This is a genomic window from Erythrobacter sp. NE805, from assembly GCF_046452355.1.
Lineage (GTDB): Bacteria > Pseudomonadota > Alphaproteobacteria > Sphingomonadales > Sphingomonadaceae > Erythrobacter.
The window spans coordinates 573,558-588,547 of the sequence record NZ_JBKFDI010000002.1 but is presented as its reverse complement, the minus strand read 5'-3'; the positions used below and the strand labels follow the sequence as shown (position 1 = coordinate 588,547).

The window sequence follows — 14,990 nt, the reverse complement described above, 5'->3', positions numbered from 1 at the left end:
GCAAGCCCCCGGTCACACCCTTGCAAGGCCCCTCCCGCACCCCGATCGGACCCGCGTTTTGCACGCTCCATTGCCTTGCGCGCCCGCATTGCCTAACTGCACGCCCATGACGTCGACCAACGAAATCCGCCGCTCCTTCCTCGACTACTTCGGTAGGAACGGGCACACGCCCACCCCGAGCGCGCCGCTCGTGCCCTACAACGATCCGACGCTGATGTTCGTCAACGCCGGGATGGTGCCCTTCAAGAACGTCTTCACCGGGCTCGAGACCCCGCCGTCCCCGCGTGCCGCTTCGGCCCAGAAATGCGTCCGCGCCGGCGGCAAGCACAACGACCTCGACAATGTCGGCTACACCGCGCGCCACCATACCTTCTTTGAAATGCTGGGGAATTTCTCCTTCGGCGACTATTTCAAGGAGCAGGCGATCGAGCACGCGTGGACGCTCCTGACCAAGGAATGGGGCATCCCGAAGGACAAGCTCACCGTCACCGTCTACCACACCGACGACGAGGCCGCGGGCCTGTGGAAGCGCATCGCGGGCCTTCCCGAAGATCGCATCATCCGCATCGCCACCAGCGACAATTTCTGGTCGATGGGTGACACCGGCCCCTGCGGGCCGTGCTCGGAGATCTTCTACGACCACGGCGAACACATCCCCGGCGGGCCCCCGGGCAGCCCCGACGAGGACGGCGACCGCTTCGTCGAGGTCTGGAACCTCGTCTTCATGCAGTACGAGCAGCAGGCGGACGGCACCCGCATCGATCTGCCCAAGCCCTCGATCGACACCGGCATGGGGCTCGAGCGCATCGCCGCGGTGCTCCAGGGCGTCCACGACAACTACGACACCGACACCTACAAGGCGCTGATCGCGGCCTCGGAAAGCCTCACCGGCGTCGCCGCAGCAGGCGACCACGCCGCCTCGCACCGGGTGATCGCCGACCACCTGCGGTCGACGAGCTTCCTGATGGCGGACGGCGTGCTCCCCTCGAACGAGGGCCGCGGCTATGTGCTGCGCCGCATCATGCGCCGCGCGATGCGCCACGCGCACCTGCTCGGAGCGAGCGAACCGCTCATGCACCGCCTCGTCCCGGCGCTCGTCGGCGAGATGGGCCAGGCCTATCCCGAGCTGACCCGCGGCCAGGCGCTGATCCAGGAAGTGCTCGAGCGCGAGGAGACCCAGTTCCGCCGCACGCTCGACAAGGGGTTGAGGCTCCTCGACGAGGCGACCGGCGACCTTTCGGCAGGCGGCGAGCTCGACGGCGAGGTCGCCTTCCGCCTCCACGACACCTACGGCTTCCCGCTCGACCTCACCGAGGACGCGCTGCGCCCGCGCGGGATCGGGGTCGACAAGGCCGGCTTCGACGCCGCGATGGCGCGCCAGAAGGCCGCCGCGCGCGCCGCGTGGAAGGGCTCGGGCGAGGCTGCCTCGGGCGAGGTGTGGTTCGACATCGCCGAGCGCGAGGGCGCGACCGAGTTCACCGGCTATGCCGCGACGAGCGGCGAGGGCCGGGTGGTCGCGATCGTCAGGGACGGCAAGGAAGTCGCCGGGGCGGGCGCGGGCGAGGCGGTGGTGATCCTCACCAACCAGACCCCCTTCTACGGCGAGAGCGGCGGTCAGACCGGCGATGCGGGCAGCATCACCAGCCTCGGCGGCCTCAAGGGTCACGTCACCGACACCTCCAAGCCATTGGGCCGCCTCCACGCGCACCACGTGCGCATCGATGAAGGCTCGGTCAGCACGGGCGACACGGTCGAGCTCAAGGTCGATGCCGAGCGCCGCGACCGCATCCGCGCCAACCACTCGGCGACGCACCTCGTCCACGCCGCGCTCAGGAACCGCCTCGGGCAGCACGTGACGCAGAAGGGCTCGCTGGTCGCCGAGGACCGGTTGCGCTTCGACTTCTCGCACCCGGTCGCCTTGACGCCGGAGGACATCGCCGCGATCGAGGCCGAGGTGAACGCCGAGATCCGCGCCAACGAGACCGTCGGCACGCGCCTCATGACCCCCGACGACGCGGTCGCGGCGGGCGCGCTCGCGCTGTTCGGCGAGAAATACGGCGACGAGGTCCGCGTGCTCGCGATGGGCCGCGCGGGCAAGGAGGGGCGCAACTACTCGGTCGAGCTGTGCGGCGGGACCCACGTCAACGCCACCGGCGACATCGGGGTATTCCGGATCGTTTCGGAAAGCGCGGTCTCCTCGGGCGTGCGCCGCATCGAGGCGATGACCGGCGAGGGCGCGCGCCAGTGGCTCGTCGCCCGCGAGGAGGCCCTGAAGGCCGCCGCGAGCGTGATCCGTGCGACGCCCGAGGAAGTGCCCGCGCGCCTCGCCGCGCTGCTCGAGGAACGCAAGCGGCTCGAGAAGGAGCTCGCCGAGGCGAAGCGCGCGCTGGCGCTCGGCGGCGGCGGCTCGGGCGGCGGCGCGGCGGCGGCCGACGAGACGGTCGCGGGCGTGACCTTCTCCGGTCAGGTGCTCGAGGGGCTCGATCCCAAGGAGCTGCGCCCGCTGCTCGATGCGGCCAAGCAGCGCATCGGATCGGGCGTGGCGGTGCTGGTCGCGGTGAACGAGGGCAAGGCGAGCATCGCCGCCGCCGTGACCGACGATCTCACGGCGCGGTTCAGCGCGGTCGACCTGGTGCGCGCGGGCGTCGAGGCCTTGGGCGGCAAGGGCGGCGGCGGGCGGCCCGACATGGCGCAGGGCGGCGGGCCCGACGGCAGCAAGGCGGGCGAAGCGCTCGCGGCGGTCAAGGCCGTGCTGGAAGCCCAGCCGGCGGTGTGATGCGGGCGGGGCGGCTCACCCGCGTCGCCCTCGCCGCGCTGCTCGCGGTCGGCGGAACGGCGAGTGCGAAGGACCGCCTCCCGCCCTTTCCGCAAGGCCTCTACGGCGACGTCGCGCTCGGCGAGGAGAGCGGCGACCTCGGCGGGTTCGAGGTGCGCTTCTTCGTCGATGAAGCCGGGCGCCGGATGGCCGAGTTCACCCTGTGCGAAGGCTGGTGCAACATCGCATACACCGCCGAGGTGACCCGCGAAGGCGAGGGCTTCGTCTTCGGCCATGTCGAGGTGCTGGAGAGCAGCAACGGCACGCGCGAGGAGCACCGGGTCGGCTACCGGGTCGTGCCCAGGGGCCGCGCGCTGCTGGTCACCTACATCTACGACGGCGAACCCTTCAACGCCGCGGCGCCGTGGCGGATCGCGCCGCGCAGGAAGCCCTTCGGCCTTACCGTGGCGCGCGGCGAGGAAGGGCAAGGGCGGCCATGACGAACGGTGAGGCCTGCGTGGTGATCGCCGGCACCCACAAGGGCAAGGCCGGGACGATCGAGGATCGCCATGTCAGCAAGGGCGGCAACGTCACCATCACCGTGCGGCAGGCCGACGGGAGTCGGTTCAAGACGCTCGAGCGCAGCGTGAGGCCGGTGAATTCCGGCTGAGGCGAGCAATCCCGGCCCATCCCGCAGGGATGGGGAGAGCCCGTCCTGAGCCTGCCGAAGGATGGCACCGCGAAGCGGTGACGGAGGATTCCCCATCCGTCAGCCGCCTTGCGGCGTCTGCCACCTCCCCATTGCTGCGCAACGGGGAGGGACTTCGCTTGCGCCTACCGCTGCCCTTGCGAGGCGCCGCGGGTCGAGGGTTCCGAGCCGCGCGGCAGGTCGGGGTCGGGGCGGCGGTTGCCTTCGCGCTGGCGGGTCCTGACGGTGCCCTCCTTCCCGTCGGTGCGGGTTTCGGGGCCGCGTTCGGCGGGGTTGTCGGGGGTCTGGGGCTTGCTCATGGGTGCGTCTCCTCCTCGGATGGAGGCCTACCCCACGCGCTCCTGCAATGTTTCGCGGCTCGTCGTGCCGGTGCGCAGCTTGGGCTTTTCGGCGAGGTTGCCGTCGCGTTCGAGCTGCTCGCGGAACTCGTCGCGCTTGGCGTGGATCGAGGCGATCACCGGGCCCATCGCGACGCCGATGTCGACCAGCACCGCCTCGGAGAGCTGGAGCGAGGCCTCGAGCGTCTCGGGGACGGCATGGCTCGCCCCGGCGCGGTACATCGCGGCGGCATGGTCGGGATCGCGCGCTCGGGCGACGATCAGGAGATCGGGGTGAGCCTGGCGCAGCTTGGCGACGAGGCGCTGGGCGAGCACCGGTTCGTCCATCGTCAGCACAACCGCCGGGGCGGTCGCGACCCCGAGCCGCGCGAGCGTGTCGCGGCGTGCGGCATCGCCGAAGGTCGCGCGGTAGCCGTCGCGCTTGGCGGCGTCGATGAGGTCGGGGTTGCTGTCGATCATCACGTAGGGCTTGGCATGGGTGCGCATCATGTCCGCGACCAGCCGCCCGACGCGCCCGCCGCCGACGATGATCGTGCGCCCCGTGTCGCCCTTGCCGTCGCCCTCGTCCTCGTGCGGGACGTGCGCCGCGCCGTCGACCCGCCGCGCGATCATCGCGCCGAGCTTCGCCAGGACGGGCGTGATGGTGAGCCCGATCGCGGTGACGGTCTGCCAGAAGCGCGCGGTCTCGGCATCGAGCACCAGCGCGCTGGTCGCGGCGGCGAGGACGATCAGGGTGGTCTCGGACGGCGAGGCCATCAGCAGCCCGGTCTCGGCCGCGGTGCTGCGCCGCGCGCCCATCAGCCGCAGCAGGATGCCGGTGACGATCGCCTTGAACACGACCACCCCGGTCACGGCGAGCGCGATGGTGCCGATCTCGCCGGCGATCTCGGCGAGGTTGATGCTCATGCCGACGGTGATGAGGAACACCCCGAGGGCGAGGCCCTTGAAGGGCTCCATGATCAGCTCGACCTCGGTGTGGTATTCGGTCTCAGCGATCAGGAGCCCCGCGATCAGCGCGCCGACGATCGGCGAGAGGCCGACCAGCGCGGTGGCAAGGCTCGCGCCGATGACGACGAGCAGCGAGGCGGAGAGGAACAGCTCGGGGCTCTTGGTGCGCGCGGCCTGCGCGAACAGGCGGGGGAGGGCGAGGCGGCCCGCCACCAGCAGCACCGCGACCACGAGCCCGCCCTGCCACAGGGTGCGGATCATCCCCGCCCAGCCGTCCTCCGCCGCATTGGGGGCGAGCGCGCCGAGGATGAAGATGATCGGCACGATCATGATGTCCTCGAACAGCAGCATCGAGAGCGCCGCGCGGCCTACCGGCGATTTGGTGCCGCTGATCGGCAACACGATCGCGGTCGATGAGAAGGCGAGCGCAAAGCCCAGCGCCAGCGCCGCGGCGGTGTTCATGCCGGCGGCCACCCCCACGAACAGCGCCAGCGCCCCGCCGCTGATAAGCACCTCGAGCGCGCCGAGGCCAAACACCAGCTTGCGCATGGCCCACAGGCGGTTGAACGACAGCTCGAGCCCGATCGCGAAGAGCAGCAGCACGATCCCGAAATCGGCGAAGGGGACCAGTCGCACCACGTTGGTGATCGTGACGTAGTAGAGCCAGGGGTGCTCATCGACCAGCGAGCCGAGACCGGAGGGGCCGACCAGCACCCCGATCAGGATGAAGCCGATGATCGGGGTGATGCGGAACCGCGCGAAGAGCGGAATGACGATGCCCGCCGAACCAAGGATCACCAGCGCGTCCGAGAGGACGGGGGAGAGGGTCATTTCGCCAGCCACGCGTCACGTGTAACGGCGCGCGGCGTGGCTGTCACGCTTGCGCCGGGCACGAAAAAGCCGGGCAGGCCGCGCAGGGCCGCCCGGCTTTCGCAGATCAGGCGTGACGCGCGATCAGGCCCAGCTGGCCATTTCCGTCTCGAGGTTCTGGACGATCGTCTCGAAGAACTGCTCGGTGGTCTGCCACGCCTGGCCCGGGCCGATCAGCAGCGCCAGATCCTTGGTCATGTAACCCTTCTCGACGGTCTGGATGCAGACCTTCTCGAGCGTCTCGGCGAAGCGGACGACGTCGGGGGTTCCGTCGAACTTGCCGCGGTACATGAGCCCGCGGGTCCAGGCGAAGATCGAGGCGATCGGGTTGGTCGAGGTCGCCTTGCCCTGCTGGTGCTGGCGGTAGTGGCGGGTGACGGTGCCGTGCGCGGCCTCGGCCTCGACGGTCTTGCCGTCCGGCGTCATCAGCACGCTGGTCATCAGGCCGAGCGAGCCGAACCCTTGCGCGACGGTGTCGGACTGCACGTCGCCGTCGTAGTTCTTGCAGGCCCACACGAACTTGCCCGACCACTTGAGCGCCGAGGCCACCATGTCGTCGATCAGGCGGTGTTCGTAGACGATGCCCTTGGCCTTGAACGCTTCCGCGAAGCCCTCGGTGTCGAACACCTCCTGGAAGAGGTCCTTGAAGCGCCCGTCATAGGCCTTCATGATCGTGTTCTTGGTCGAGAGGTAGACCGGCCAGCCGAGGTTCAAACCGTAGTTGAACGAGGCGCGGGCGAAGTCGCGGATCGAATCGTCGAGGTTGTACATCGCCATCGCGACGCCGGCGCTGGGGAAGTCGAAGACGTCGAGGTCGATTGTCGTGCCGTCCTCGCCGTCGAAGACGAGGCGCAGCTTGCCGGGGCCGGGGATGCGCGTGTCGGTCGCGCGATACTGGTCGCCGAAGGCGTGGCGGCCGACGACGATCGGATCGGTCCAGCCCGGCACGAGGCGCGGCACGTTGTCGATCACGATCGGCTCGCGGAAGACGACGCCGCCGAGGATGTTGCGGATCGTGCCGTTGGGCGACTTCCACATCTTCTTGAGGCCGAACTCCTCGACGCGCTGCTCGTCGGGGGTGATCGTCGCGCACTTCACGCCGACGCCGAATTGCTTGATCGCGTTGGCGCTGTCGACCGTCACCTGGTCGTCGGTCGCGTCGCGGTTCTCGATCGACAGGTCGTAATATTTGAGGTCGATGTCGAGATAGGGCAGGATCAGCCGCTCGCGGATCCACTGCCAGATGATGCGGGTCATCTCGTCGCCGTCGAGCTCGACGACGGGATTGGCGACTTTGATTTTCTGCATGGCCATTGCCCTATCCTTCTCGCCCCGTCGTGCGCGGGGCCGTTCATGATCGACAGGAAGCTGTTGAGGGCCCGTCCGAGGCCCGTAGATCCCGCGCGGGCTTTAGCAGAGGGCGTGGGGCTTGCAAGCGCGCGAGCCGCGAATGAAACGCAACATCGCATGCGGCGGGTGCAGGTGCGGGCGGGGGTCACAAAAAAGCCCGCCGGGGAGGGCGGGCTCGTCTGCTGTTCCGATGGTGGGCGTAGCAAGGATTGAACTTGCGACCCCTACGATGTCAACATAGTGCTCTACCACTGAGCTATACGCCCGCACCATCGGATCGGCGCCCTTTCGAGCGCGGAGCGGCCCTTTATCGCAGCACTTTCGAAGGTGCAAGCGATTCGAACCGGGCTTTGGCGGGGAGCGAGTTTGATTCACGCGGAGACGCGGAGACGCGGAGGGGAGCCGGTCGCTGCCTTGGTGTCGTCCGCCTTTCTGACGCACACAAGGACACAAGGGCACAAAGAGAGCGTGCGAGACTGCGAGAGCGCTCGCCGTGCGATCCTCTGTGTCTTTGTGGCTTAGTGTGAGACACTGCGGCGCAGCCGCGATCTCAAGCCTCCGCGTCTCCGCGTCTCCGCGTGAAACGAGGCCTGCGCGTAGAAGGAAGCGAGGCCCCGTGTCGAGCACGGGGCGACGAGCCTTTCACGAAGCGCCTGCTCTGCGCTCTCTGCGTCTCTGCGCGAAAAACCCTTAGGCCCCGGCTTCCTCGAACACCCGCTCCACCTCGAGCACGAGGTCGCGCAGGTGGAAGGGCTTGGAGAGCACCTTGGCGGTCGGCTGCTCGCGGCTCGCGCGCAGCGACACCGCGGCGAAGCCGGTGATGAACATCACCTTGGTGCGCGGCGAGATCGTCGCGCAGCGCTGGGCGAGCTCGATCCCGTCCATTTCGGGCATGACGATGTCGGAGAGCAGCAGGTCGTAGTCGCCGGTCTCGAGCAGCGGCAGGGCGTCGGTCCCGCGGTCCACCGCGCTGACCGCGTAGCCGGCATTGGTCAGCGCCCGCTCGAGATAGGCGCGCATGGCGTCCTCGTCCTCGGCGAGCAGGATGCGGGGGGTGCGGGAGGCTGTCATGCGGGCGGGTTAGCACAACCGGCTTAAGAAATCTTTGTGCCGGAGGGCGGTTTGCGCGGGGGACGGGGCGAAATGCCCCGGCGCCGGGGCGATGAGGCTTTGACAGGACTCGCCCGAGCCGTCAGCAAGGAGGGCGCATGACGCCGCCCGCCCGCCCCTCCCGGCCCGGTCCCGCCCCCGCCCGCATCTCGGTGAGCGGCGGACGCGTGCCGGGGCTCGGGCAGGCGGCGGCCTTCACCCTGACCCGTCCGCAGCGCCTGCGCCTGCCGGTGCTGATCGCGGTGCCCCACGCGGGGCGCGCCTATCCGGCGAGCGTCGCGGCGCGGATGCGCGAGCCGGAGCTGGCGCAATTGCGGCTCGAGGATCGCCATGTCGACCGGCTCGGCGTCGCGGTGGCGCGCGAGACCGGCGCGGGGCTGCTGGTCGCCCATGCGCCGCGCGCGCTGCTCGACTTGAACCGCGCCGAGGACGATGTCGACTGGGACATGGTCGAGGGCGGACGGCCCGAGGGGGTGGCGGCGGCGGAAGCGGGCCAGCGCGGCAATGCGCGGGCGAGGAGCGGCCTCGGGCTGGTGCCGCGCCGCCTGCCGGGATCGGGCGAGATCTGGAGGGGGCGGCTCGCTCCTGCGGAGCTCGCCGAGCGCGTCGAGCACATCCACCGCGCCTATCACGCGGCGCTGGCGGCGGAGCTCGCGGCGATCCGCGACGAGTGGGGGGCGGCGCTGCTCGTCGACCTGCACTCGATGCCGCCGCTGCGCGCCGCCGAGGGCGAGGCGCGCGCGCCGGTGCTGGTGCTGGGCGACCGCTTCGGCGCCTCGTGCCACCATGCGCTGATGGGGAGGGCGCTCGCCCACCTCGAGGCGCGCGGCGTTCCGGCGGCGCAGAACCGGCCCTATTCGGGCGGCTACGTGCTCGACCGCCACGGCGCGCCGCAGGGCGGGATGCACGCGTTGCAGATCGAGGTGTGCCGCGCGACCTATCTCGACCGCCAGCTCGCCGAGCCCGGGGCGGGGCTGCCCGCGGTCGCGGCGATGCTGGCGGGGCTGGTGCGCGAGCTCGGTGCGGAAGCCGCGCTGCTCGGCGGGCAGGAGGGGCTGCGGCAGGCGGCGGAGTAGCGGGAGCGAGGTGCCACGCGGCAGGGTTGGCCTTGCTGCGCGCCAGAGCCTGTCGAGCCGGCGCCAGACCCCCTCCAGACCCCTCCAGACCCCCTCCGGACCCCCCTTAGCCTCCCCCATCCGGCGTTGTTTCACGTGAAACATCGGCTCCGCCGGTCCCGGATGGCAGAACGGGCAGGCGGCCCTTCGGCCACCTGCCCGCTTGCATTTTCAGCTGTCGTCGGAACCCGGCGGCGCGATCAGTTGAGCGCCGGGGCCGGGGTCCCGTCGCTGTTCATCGGCACCTTGCCCTGGGCCATCTGGCGCTCGAAGATGTTGCGCATCAGATTGAGCGAGAAGAGGTGCGCGTAAATCAGCATGAGCATGCCGTTCTTCGCCAGTTCCTCGAGCGTGGCGGCCGGAAGCTCGCGCAGCTTGGCCTCGTCCACCATGCGGAAACCCCTGTAGACGAAGGGGGTTTCCGGCATGTCGTTGCGGGTGATGGCGATCTCGCCCTCCATCAGGATGTCGAGCTTGGCGAGTTCGTCCATGAACAGCTTGGTGCGCTGGCCGGCTTCCTCGAAGCGGCGGCAGAAGTCGAGCACGCCCTCGGTGTACTCGCTCGGCTTGCCGTCGGCGAAGAGGGGGAGGCCGTCCTTGTCCTTGCCGAGCATCCCCGCGGTCGGGTCGAAGCACAGCGACATGTCGTCACTGCCGGGCTGGAGCTTGGCGAGGATGAAGGGATAGCGGCGCGCATAGGCGGGCAGGTAGATCGGCTCGGCGATCATGTTGTCCTCGCCGATGAACACGTTGACGCCCTCGTTGAGGCCGAACAGCGCGATCGGCAGGGCGCCCTCGCCCGAGGTGAAGACAATCGGGAAATTGCGCTGCGCATCGACGAATTCGTCGCTGGTCAGCGGGATCGCGTGGGTCTGGGCGAGGTAGGACGCGTCAGCGAGCGAGCCAGCCTTCCAGTCGGCGTGGTCGTTGCTGTTGACGGGCAGGAGGTCCTTGTAAAACAGCGGAAGTTGCGGTTGCGGCGCGCTGGCCATGACGAATTCTCCGAAGCGGTAGTGTTGATCCCCTCAGCGGAAAAACCTCGTCGGCCCGCCGAAAGCGCGGGCCTTAAGCGTTTGCGACGAACCGCGCAAGCCGCGCGGATCACGCGCCCTGCGGCAGGGGCAAGAGTTTTCCCGGATTGAGCAGCCCGCGGGGGTCGAGCGCCGCCTTGACGCGCGCCATCACCGCCAGCGCGACCGGGTCGTGGAGCCGGGCGAGCTCGTCCACCTTCATCTGCCCGATCCCGTGCTCGGCACTGATCGAGCCGCCCCAAGCGGTGACGAGATCGTGGACCTGAGCGCTGACCGCCTTGCCCTCGGCCTCCTCCCAGACGCCCCGGACGGCGCCCTCGGGGGCGAGGACGTGGAAGTGGACATTGCCGTCGCCGAGGTGCCCGAACGCGACCGCGGTGGTGCCGGGGAAGGTGCTCTCGATCGCGGGGACGGCGGCGAGGATGAACTCGGGCATGGCCTCGACGGGCACCGAGATGTCGTGCTGCATGGCCGGCCCGCGCGCGCGCTCGGCGGCGGAAATGCCGTCGCGCAGGGCCCAGAAGGCCTCGGCCTGGGCGTCGCTCGCGGCGATCGCGGCGTCGGCGATGAGCCCCTCCTCGAGCGCCGCGCCGAGCGCCGCCGCGAGGCCCTCGCGCAGGGCCGCGCTGTCGGCGGCGGGCGAGACGCATTCGACGAGGGCGTTCCAGGCATGGCGCCCGGCGAGCGGTGCGCGCGCGCCGGGCTGGTGGGCGAGCACGGATCCAAGGCAATGGGCCGGCACCACCTCGAAGCCCTCGAGCGCCTCGCCGAGCGCGCGCTCGACGCGCCGCAGCAGCGTACGCGCCGCGACGATGTCGTCGAGCCCGACCCAGGCGGTCGCGCGGCCCCGCGCCGCCGGCAGCAGCCGCAGCCGCGCGGCGGTGACGATGCCGAGCGTGCCCTCCGATCCGATCAGCAGCTGCTTGAGGTCGAAGCCCCGATTGTCCTTCTTGAGCGGGGTCATGAGGTCCAGCACCTCGCCGCTCGCCAGCACCGCTTCGAGCCCGAGCACCTGGGCGCGCATCGTCCCGTGGCGCAGCACCTGCGTACCGCCCGCATTGGTCGCGATCAGCCCGCCGATCGTCGCCGAGCCCTTGCCGCCCAATGTCAGCGGGAAGCGCAGCCCCGCCGCGTCGGCCGCCTCGTGCAGGGACTGGAGGATCACGCCGGCCTCGCACACCGCCTGGCCACTCTCCGCCGAGAGGCTGCGGATGGCGTTCATCCGCCGCAGCGAGAGGAGGATAGCGCGGCCGCTCGCGTCGGGGGTCGCGCCGCCCGCCATGCCGCTGTTGCCGCCCTGGGGCACGATCGGCACGCCGTGCGCGGCGCAGAGGCTCACCAGCGCGGCGACCTCGGCGGTCGAGGCCGGGGAGGCGAGCGCCAGCGCCCGGCCGGTGTAGCGCCCGCGCCAGTCGGTGAGCCAGGCGTCCATCAGCGCCGGATCCTGCGTCAGCCCGCGCGGCCCGAGCAGGGCGGCAGCGGCGGCGAGGAAGCTCTCGGTTTCGGCTTGGGGGAGGGGGCGAGTCATTGTGGCCTCCATGCCACAGCCGGACGCAAAATTGCCATTCTTTTGGCGCGCCCCTGTGCGGACAGTTAAGCCACGGTTCAAGCGTCGCTGCTAGGGCCGGGGCAAGCCAAAGCGACCCGCCGGTCCGCCGAGCCGTTGATCCCGCCCGTTCCGACCATCTTGAGGAGAGCCTTCCCCGCCGATGCACAGCCTGCTCGCCCTCGCAGCGCCGCTTGCGCTGATGCTGCCGCTGGTGGCCGAGACGGCGCGCCTGCCGGCCGAGGGCGATGAGGGTGAAGGCGGCGCTCCGCAGTGCGATGCGGCTGGCGCGCCGGGTGTCGCTCCCGTTGCCGAGGTCCTGAACCCACTGGGCGCGATGCGCCAGTCCTCGGCGGCGCAGCAGATCCGCATCGAGCAGCGCGTCGTCGTGCGGATCACCCCGGCCCCGCTCGCCGCGCGCCAGAACCTCCTTGCCGAGCTTCCGCAGCGCCCCTCGGCCCCGCGCTTCGAGGAGCGGCGCAAGGAGAAGTGCGTGGGGCTCGGCGAGATCGCGGGGGTGCAGACCGGCAGCGGCAACCGCCTGGTGCTGTTCCTGCGCGATCGCCGGATGCTCTCGGTGAACCTCGAAAAGGCCTGCCGCGCCCGCGACTTCTACTCGGGCTTCTACGTCGAGAAGAGCAAGGACGGGCGGCTGTGCGTCTCGCGCGACAAGCTCCAGTCGCGCACCGGCGCGCGCTGCGAGGTCGAGGTGATGCGCCAGCTCGTCGCGGTGCCGGGCTGAGCCTCGGGGCCGACGCCCGCGATTCCTTGACTTTTGCGCCTGTTTGCGTGAAAGGCGCCGCAGCCTGACGGCGGCGTGAATTCGGGCTTTGCCCGGCCACGCGGCGGATCAGCAATCCCGGCAGCAACCCTGCCCGCTATTCTCGGACAACATAGACCTGATGACTTTCGCCGATCTCGGCCTCTCGCCCGAATTGCTCAAGGCCGTGGAAGACGCGGGCTACACCACGCCGACCGCGATCCAGGCGCAGGCGATCCCGACCGTGCTGATGATGAAGGACCTCATCGGCATCGCCCAGACCGGCACCGGCAAGACGGCGAGCTTCGTGCTGCCGATGATCGACGTGATGGCGGCAGGCCGCCGCCGCGCGCTGATGCCGCGCTCGCTGATCCTCGAGCCGACCCGCGAACTCGCCGCCCAGGTCGCCGAGAACTTCGAGAAATACGGCAAGAACCACGACCTCAAGATGGCGCTGCTGATCGGCGGCGTGCAGATGGGCGACCAGTTGAAGGCGCTCTCGGACGGGGTCGACGTGCTGATCGCGACGCCGGGCCGCCTGATGGACCTGTTCGAGCGCGGCAAGATCCTCTTGAACGGCTGCGAGCTGCTCGTCATCGACGAGGCCGACCGGATGCTCGACATGGGCTTCATCCCCGACATCGAGTTCATCTGCTCCAAGCTCCCCGAGACGCGCCAGACGATGCTCTTCTCGGCGACCATGCCGCCGCCGATCGAGAAGCTCGCCAAGAAATTCCTCACCAATCCCAAGCGGATCGAGGTGAGCCGCGCGGCCTCGACCAATGCCGACATCACCGCCTTCAAGGTGCCGGTGAAGTCGCGGAGCAAGCGCGAGACGCTGCGCTGGTTCCTCGAGAACGACCTCGTCGAGACCGCGATCATCTTCGCCAACCGCAAGACCACGGTGCGCGAATTGAACCAGAGCCTCAGGCGCCACGGCTTCCGGTCGAGCGAGATCCACGGCGACATGGACCAGACCTCGCGCCTCAAGGAATTGGAGCGCTTCAAGTCGGGTGACGTGAACATCCTCGTCGCCTCCGACGTCGCGGCGCGCGGCCTCGACATCAAGGGCGTCTCCCACGTCTTCAACTTCGACACGCCCTGGCACCCCGACGACTACGTGCACCGTATCGGCCGGACGGGCCGCGCCGGGGCTAAGGGCCGGGCCTTCACCTTCGTCTCGGAGGAGGACGCCGAGGCGATCGCCAATGTCGAGAAGCTGACCGGCAGCGCGATCAAGGTGTTCGGCAAGGCCGACGTGCGGGTCGACCTCACCGAGGTTCTCGCCCGCGCCGAGGCGGCCAAGGCCGATGCCCCCGAGGAGCGAGAGGAGCGCGAGGAGCGCCCGGCGAGAAAGCCGCGCCGCGCCCGCGAGGAGCGCGACGATCTTGAAGAGCGCAAGCCTCGTCGCGAGCGCGAGCGCGACCGCGATGCGCCGCGCGAGGAGCGCAAGCCCCGCGCCCGCCGCGAGCGCGAGGACGACGAGCCCGGCAAGCCCGGCGAGTGGAACGGCCCGGTTCCCGGCTTCCTGAGCCTCTCGGCACTCTGACGCGCCGCCCGCCCGGCGCGTGAAGTGCGGGAGGGTTAACGCTTCTTTGGCGGTTGCCGGTCTATGCCCCTGGCATGATCGAGACCGCGTTCCATTCCGTCACCTCCGACCTCGAGGAACTCGCGGCGCTCGGCCTGCTGTTCGGCTGCGTCGCCTACCTCACCAAGCGCGAGGCGATGTTGGCCGCCCTGCGCCGCGCGCGGCCCGAGATCGTCACCAATCTCGCCCTGTGGCTGACCAATGCCGCGGTGGTCGTGCCGCTGCTCGCGGTGCCGATCCTCACCGGCACCTCGCTGATCCCCCGCGCCGACGCGCTGGTCGCCTTCTGGGCGGGCCTGCCCGGATGGGTCGCGGTGATCGCGGCGATCCTGCTCATCGACCTCGCCGCCTACTGGCGCCACCGGGTCGAGCACGTCCGGCTGCTGTGGCCGGTCCACGCCGTCCACCACGCCGACGAGGCGATGAACTGGCTGAGCGTGCGCCGCAAGCATCCGCTCGGCGAGGCCTTCAGCATGGTCTGCGACAACCTCGTGGTCATCGCGCTCGGCCTGCCGTTCTGGGCGATCGCGGGCGCGCTGGTGCTGCGCGCCTGGTGGGGCTACTTCATCCATGCCGACGTGCCCTGGACCTTGGGCCCGCTCGGCAAGGTGCTGATCTCGCCCGCCGCGCACCGCCTCCACCACATCCGCGACGAGACGCTGATGGGCGCCAATTTCGGCAACACCGTGGTGCTGTGGGACTGGCTGTTCGGCACCTGGCTCGACCCCCGGCCCTACGCCAATTGCGATACCGGCATCGCCGAGGGCACGCGCGACTTCCTCGGCGAACTCGCGAGGCCTTTCGAGGCGCGTTATTGGAGAAAGCCCGAAGCGCCGGCGGTCGAACAGCCGGCGGCCTGAGTTTCATCCG

The 14,990-nt window shown here is 70.0% G+C and carries 13 protein-coding genes and 1 tRNA gene; 7 read left to right on the top strand and 7 right to left on the bottom strand.

What is annotated here, in order from left to right; all coding sequences use genetic code 11:
• Positions 1 to 106 precede the first annotated feature (106 nt).
• The 3 genes from alaS to ACLBKU_RS10815 are packed head-to-tail and all read left to right on the top strand — an operon-like array spanning position 107 to position 3,425.
• Positions 107 to 2,776 (top strand): alanine--tRNA ligase, encoded by a 2,670-nt coding sequence (alaS, locus tag ACLBKU_RS10825; protein WP_410179559.1) that lies wholly within the window; start codon positions 107 to 109, stop codon positions 2,774 to 2,776.
• Positions 2,776 to 3,255 carry a hypothetical protein gene (locus tag ACLBKU_RS10820; protein WP_410179558.1) on the top strand — a complete coding sequence of 160 codons (480 nt, stop codon included), beginning with the start codon at positions 2,776 to 2,778 and terminating at the stop codon, positions 3,253 to 3,255. The genes alaS and ACLBKU_RS10820 overlap by 1 nt, the downstream gene beginning before the upstream one ends.
• Positions 3,252 to 3,425, top strand: a complete 174-nt coding sequence (locus tag ACLBKU_RS10815) for a KOW motif-containing protein (RefSeq protein ID WP_410179557.1) — start codon at positions 3,252 to 3,254, stop codon at positions 3,423 to 3,425. Before ACLBKU_RS10820 ends, ACLBKU_RS10815 begins: the two co-directional genes overlap by 4 nt.
• A gap of 164 nt (positions 3,426 to 3,589) precedes the next feature.
• Here the strand turns inward: ACLBKU_RS10815 and ACLBKU_RS10810 are convergent, their stop codons facing one another.
• The 5 genes from ACLBKU_RS10810 to cpdR all read right to left on the bottom strand — a co-directional run bounded on the left by ACLBKU_RS10810 (position 3,590) and on the right by cpdR (position 8,041).
• Positions 3,590 to 3,763, bottom strand: coding sequence for a hypothetical protein (locus ACLBKU_RS10810; RefSeq protein ID WP_410179556.1), 174 nt, complete (start codon positions 3,761 to 3,763; stop codon positions 3,590 to 3,592).
• Between the two features lie 27 nt (positions 3,764 to 3,790).
• Positions 3,791 to 5,593, bottom strand: coding sequence for a cation:proton antiporter (locus ACLBKU_RS10805; protein WP_410179555.1), 1,803 nt, complete (start codon positions 5,591 to 5,593; stop codon positions 3,791 to 3,793).
• Between the two features lie 111 nt (positions 5,594 to 5,704).
• Positions 5,705 to 6,928, bottom strand: a complete 1,224-nt coding sequence (locus ACLBKU_RS10800) for an NADP-dependent isocitrate dehydrogenase (RefSeq protein WP_410179554.1) — start codon at positions 6,926 to 6,928, stop codon at positions 5,705 to 5,707.
• A gap of 233 nt (positions 6,929 to 7,161) precedes the next feature.
• Positions 7,162 to 7,236 (bottom strand) — tRNA-Val (locus ACLBKU_RS10795).
• A gap of 424 nt (positions 7,237 to 7,660) precedes the next feature.
• Complete coding sequence (cpdR, locus tag ACLBKU_RS10790; RefSeq protein ID WP_410179553.1) at positions 7,661 to 8,041, bottom strand: cell cycle two-component system response regulator CpdR; 381 nt, start codon at positions 8,039 to 8,041, stop codon at positions 7,661 to 7,663.
• Between the two features lie 137 nt (positions 8,042 to 8,178).
• Here cpdR and ACLBKU_RS10785 point away from each other — a divergent pair, with 137 nt between their 5' ends.
• Positions 8,179 to 9,156: an N-formylglutamate amidohydrolase gene (locus tag ACLBKU_RS10785; protein WP_410179552.1), complete on the top strand. Its 978-nt coding sequence runs from the start codon at positions 8,179 to 8,181 to the stop codon at positions 9,154 to 9,156.
• A gap of 239 nt (positions 9,157 to 9,395) precedes the next feature.
• Here the strand turns inward: ACLBKU_RS10785 and ACLBKU_RS10780 are convergent, their stop codons facing one another.
• Positions 9,396 to 10,187, bottom strand: coding sequence for a SapC family protein (locus tag ACLBKU_RS10780; RefSeq protein ID WP_410179551.1), 792 nt, complete (start codon positions 10,185 to 10,187; stop codon positions 9,396 to 9,398).
• A gap of 109 nt (positions 10,188 to 10,296) precedes the next feature.
• A complete protein-coding gene (locus ACLBKU_RS10775) occupies positions 10,297 to 11,754 on the bottom strand; it encodes an FAD-binding oxidoreductase (protein WP_410179550.1) in 1,458 nt (485 codons plus the stop codon).
• Between the two features lie 181 nt (positions 11,755 to 11,935).
• Between ACLBKU_RS10775 and ACLBKU_RS10770 the strand changes: the two genes are divergently transcribed.
• The 3 genes from ACLBKU_RS10770 to ACLBKU_RS10760 all read left to right on the top strand — a co-directional run bounded on the left by ACLBKU_RS10770 (position 11,936) and on the right by ACLBKU_RS10760 (position 14,980).
• Positions 11,936 to 12,514, top strand: a complete 579-nt coding sequence (locus ACLBKU_RS10770) for a hypothetical protein (RefSeq protein ID WP_410179549.1) — start codon at positions 11,936 to 11,938, stop codon at positions 12,512 to 12,514.
• A 160-nt stretch (positions 12,515 to 12,674) separates the two neighbouring features.
• Positions 12,675 to 14,081, top strand: coding sequence for a DEAD/DEAH box helicase (locus ACLBKU_RS10765; protein ID WP_410179548.1), 1,407 nt, complete (start codon positions 12,675 to 12,677; stop codon positions 14,079 to 14,081).
• 74 nt (positions 14,082 to 14,155) lie between these two features.
• Positions 14,156 to 14,980 carry a sterol desaturase family protein gene (locus ACLBKU_RS10760; protein ID WP_410179547.1) on the top strand — a complete coding sequence of 275 codons (825 nt, stop codon included), beginning with the start codon at positions 14,156 to 14,158 and terminating at the stop codon, positions 14,978 to 14,980.
• The last annotated feature ends 10 nt before the right edge of the window (positions 14,981 to 14,990 follow it).

Bases quoted from the DNA above. Each gene is read 5' to 3' on its own strand.
- alaS (WP_410179559.1), top strand. From the start codon at position 107: ATGACGTCGACCAACGAAATCCGCCGCTCCTTCCTCGACTACTTCGGT.
- ACLBKU_RS10820 (WP_410179558.1), top strand. From the start codon at position 2,776: ATGCGGGCGGGGCGGCTCACCCGCGTCGCCCTCGCCGCGCTGCTCGCG.
- ACLBKU_RS10815 (WP_410179557.1), top strand. From the start codon at position 3,252: ATGACGAACGGTGAGGCCTGCGTGGTGATCGCCGGCACCCACAAGGGC.
- ACLBKU_RS10810 (WP_410179556.1), bottom strand. From the start codon at position 3,763: ATGAGCAAGCCCCAGACCCCCGACAACCCCGCCGAACGCGGCCCCGAA.
- ACLBKU_RS10800 (WP_410179554.1), bottom strand. From the start codon at position 6,928: ATGCAGAAAATCAAAGTCGCCAATCCCGTCGTCGAGCTCGACGGCGAC.
- cpdR (WP_410179553.1), bottom strand. From the start codon at position 8,041: ATGACAGCCTCCCGCACCCCCCGCATCCTGCTCGCCGAGGACGAGGAC.
- ACLBKU_RS10785 (WP_410179552.1), top strand. From the start codon at position 8,179: ATGACGCCGCCCGCCCGCCCCTCCCGGCCCGGTCCCGCCCCCGCCCGC.
- ACLBKU_RS10780 (WP_410179551.1), bottom strand. From the start codon at position 10,187: ATGGCCAGCGCGCCGCAACCGCAACTTCCGCTGTTTTACAAGGACCTC.
- ACLBKU_RS10775 (WP_410179550.1), bottom strand. From the start codon at position 11,754: ATGACTCGCCCCCTCCCCCAAGCCGAAACCGAGAGCTTCCTCGCCGCC.
- ACLBKU_RS10770 (WP_410179549.1), top strand. From the start codon at position 11,936: ATGCACAGCCTGCTCGCCCTCGCAGCGCCGCTTGCGCTGATGCTGCCG.
- ACLBKU_RS10765 (WP_410179548.1), top strand. From the start codon at position 12,675: ATGACTTTCGCCGATCTCGGCCTCTCGCCCGAATTGCTCAAGGCCGTG.
- ACLBKU_RS10760 (WP_410179547.1), top strand. From the start codon at position 14,156: ATGATCGAGACCGCGTTCCATTCCGTCACCTCCGACCTCGAGGAACTC.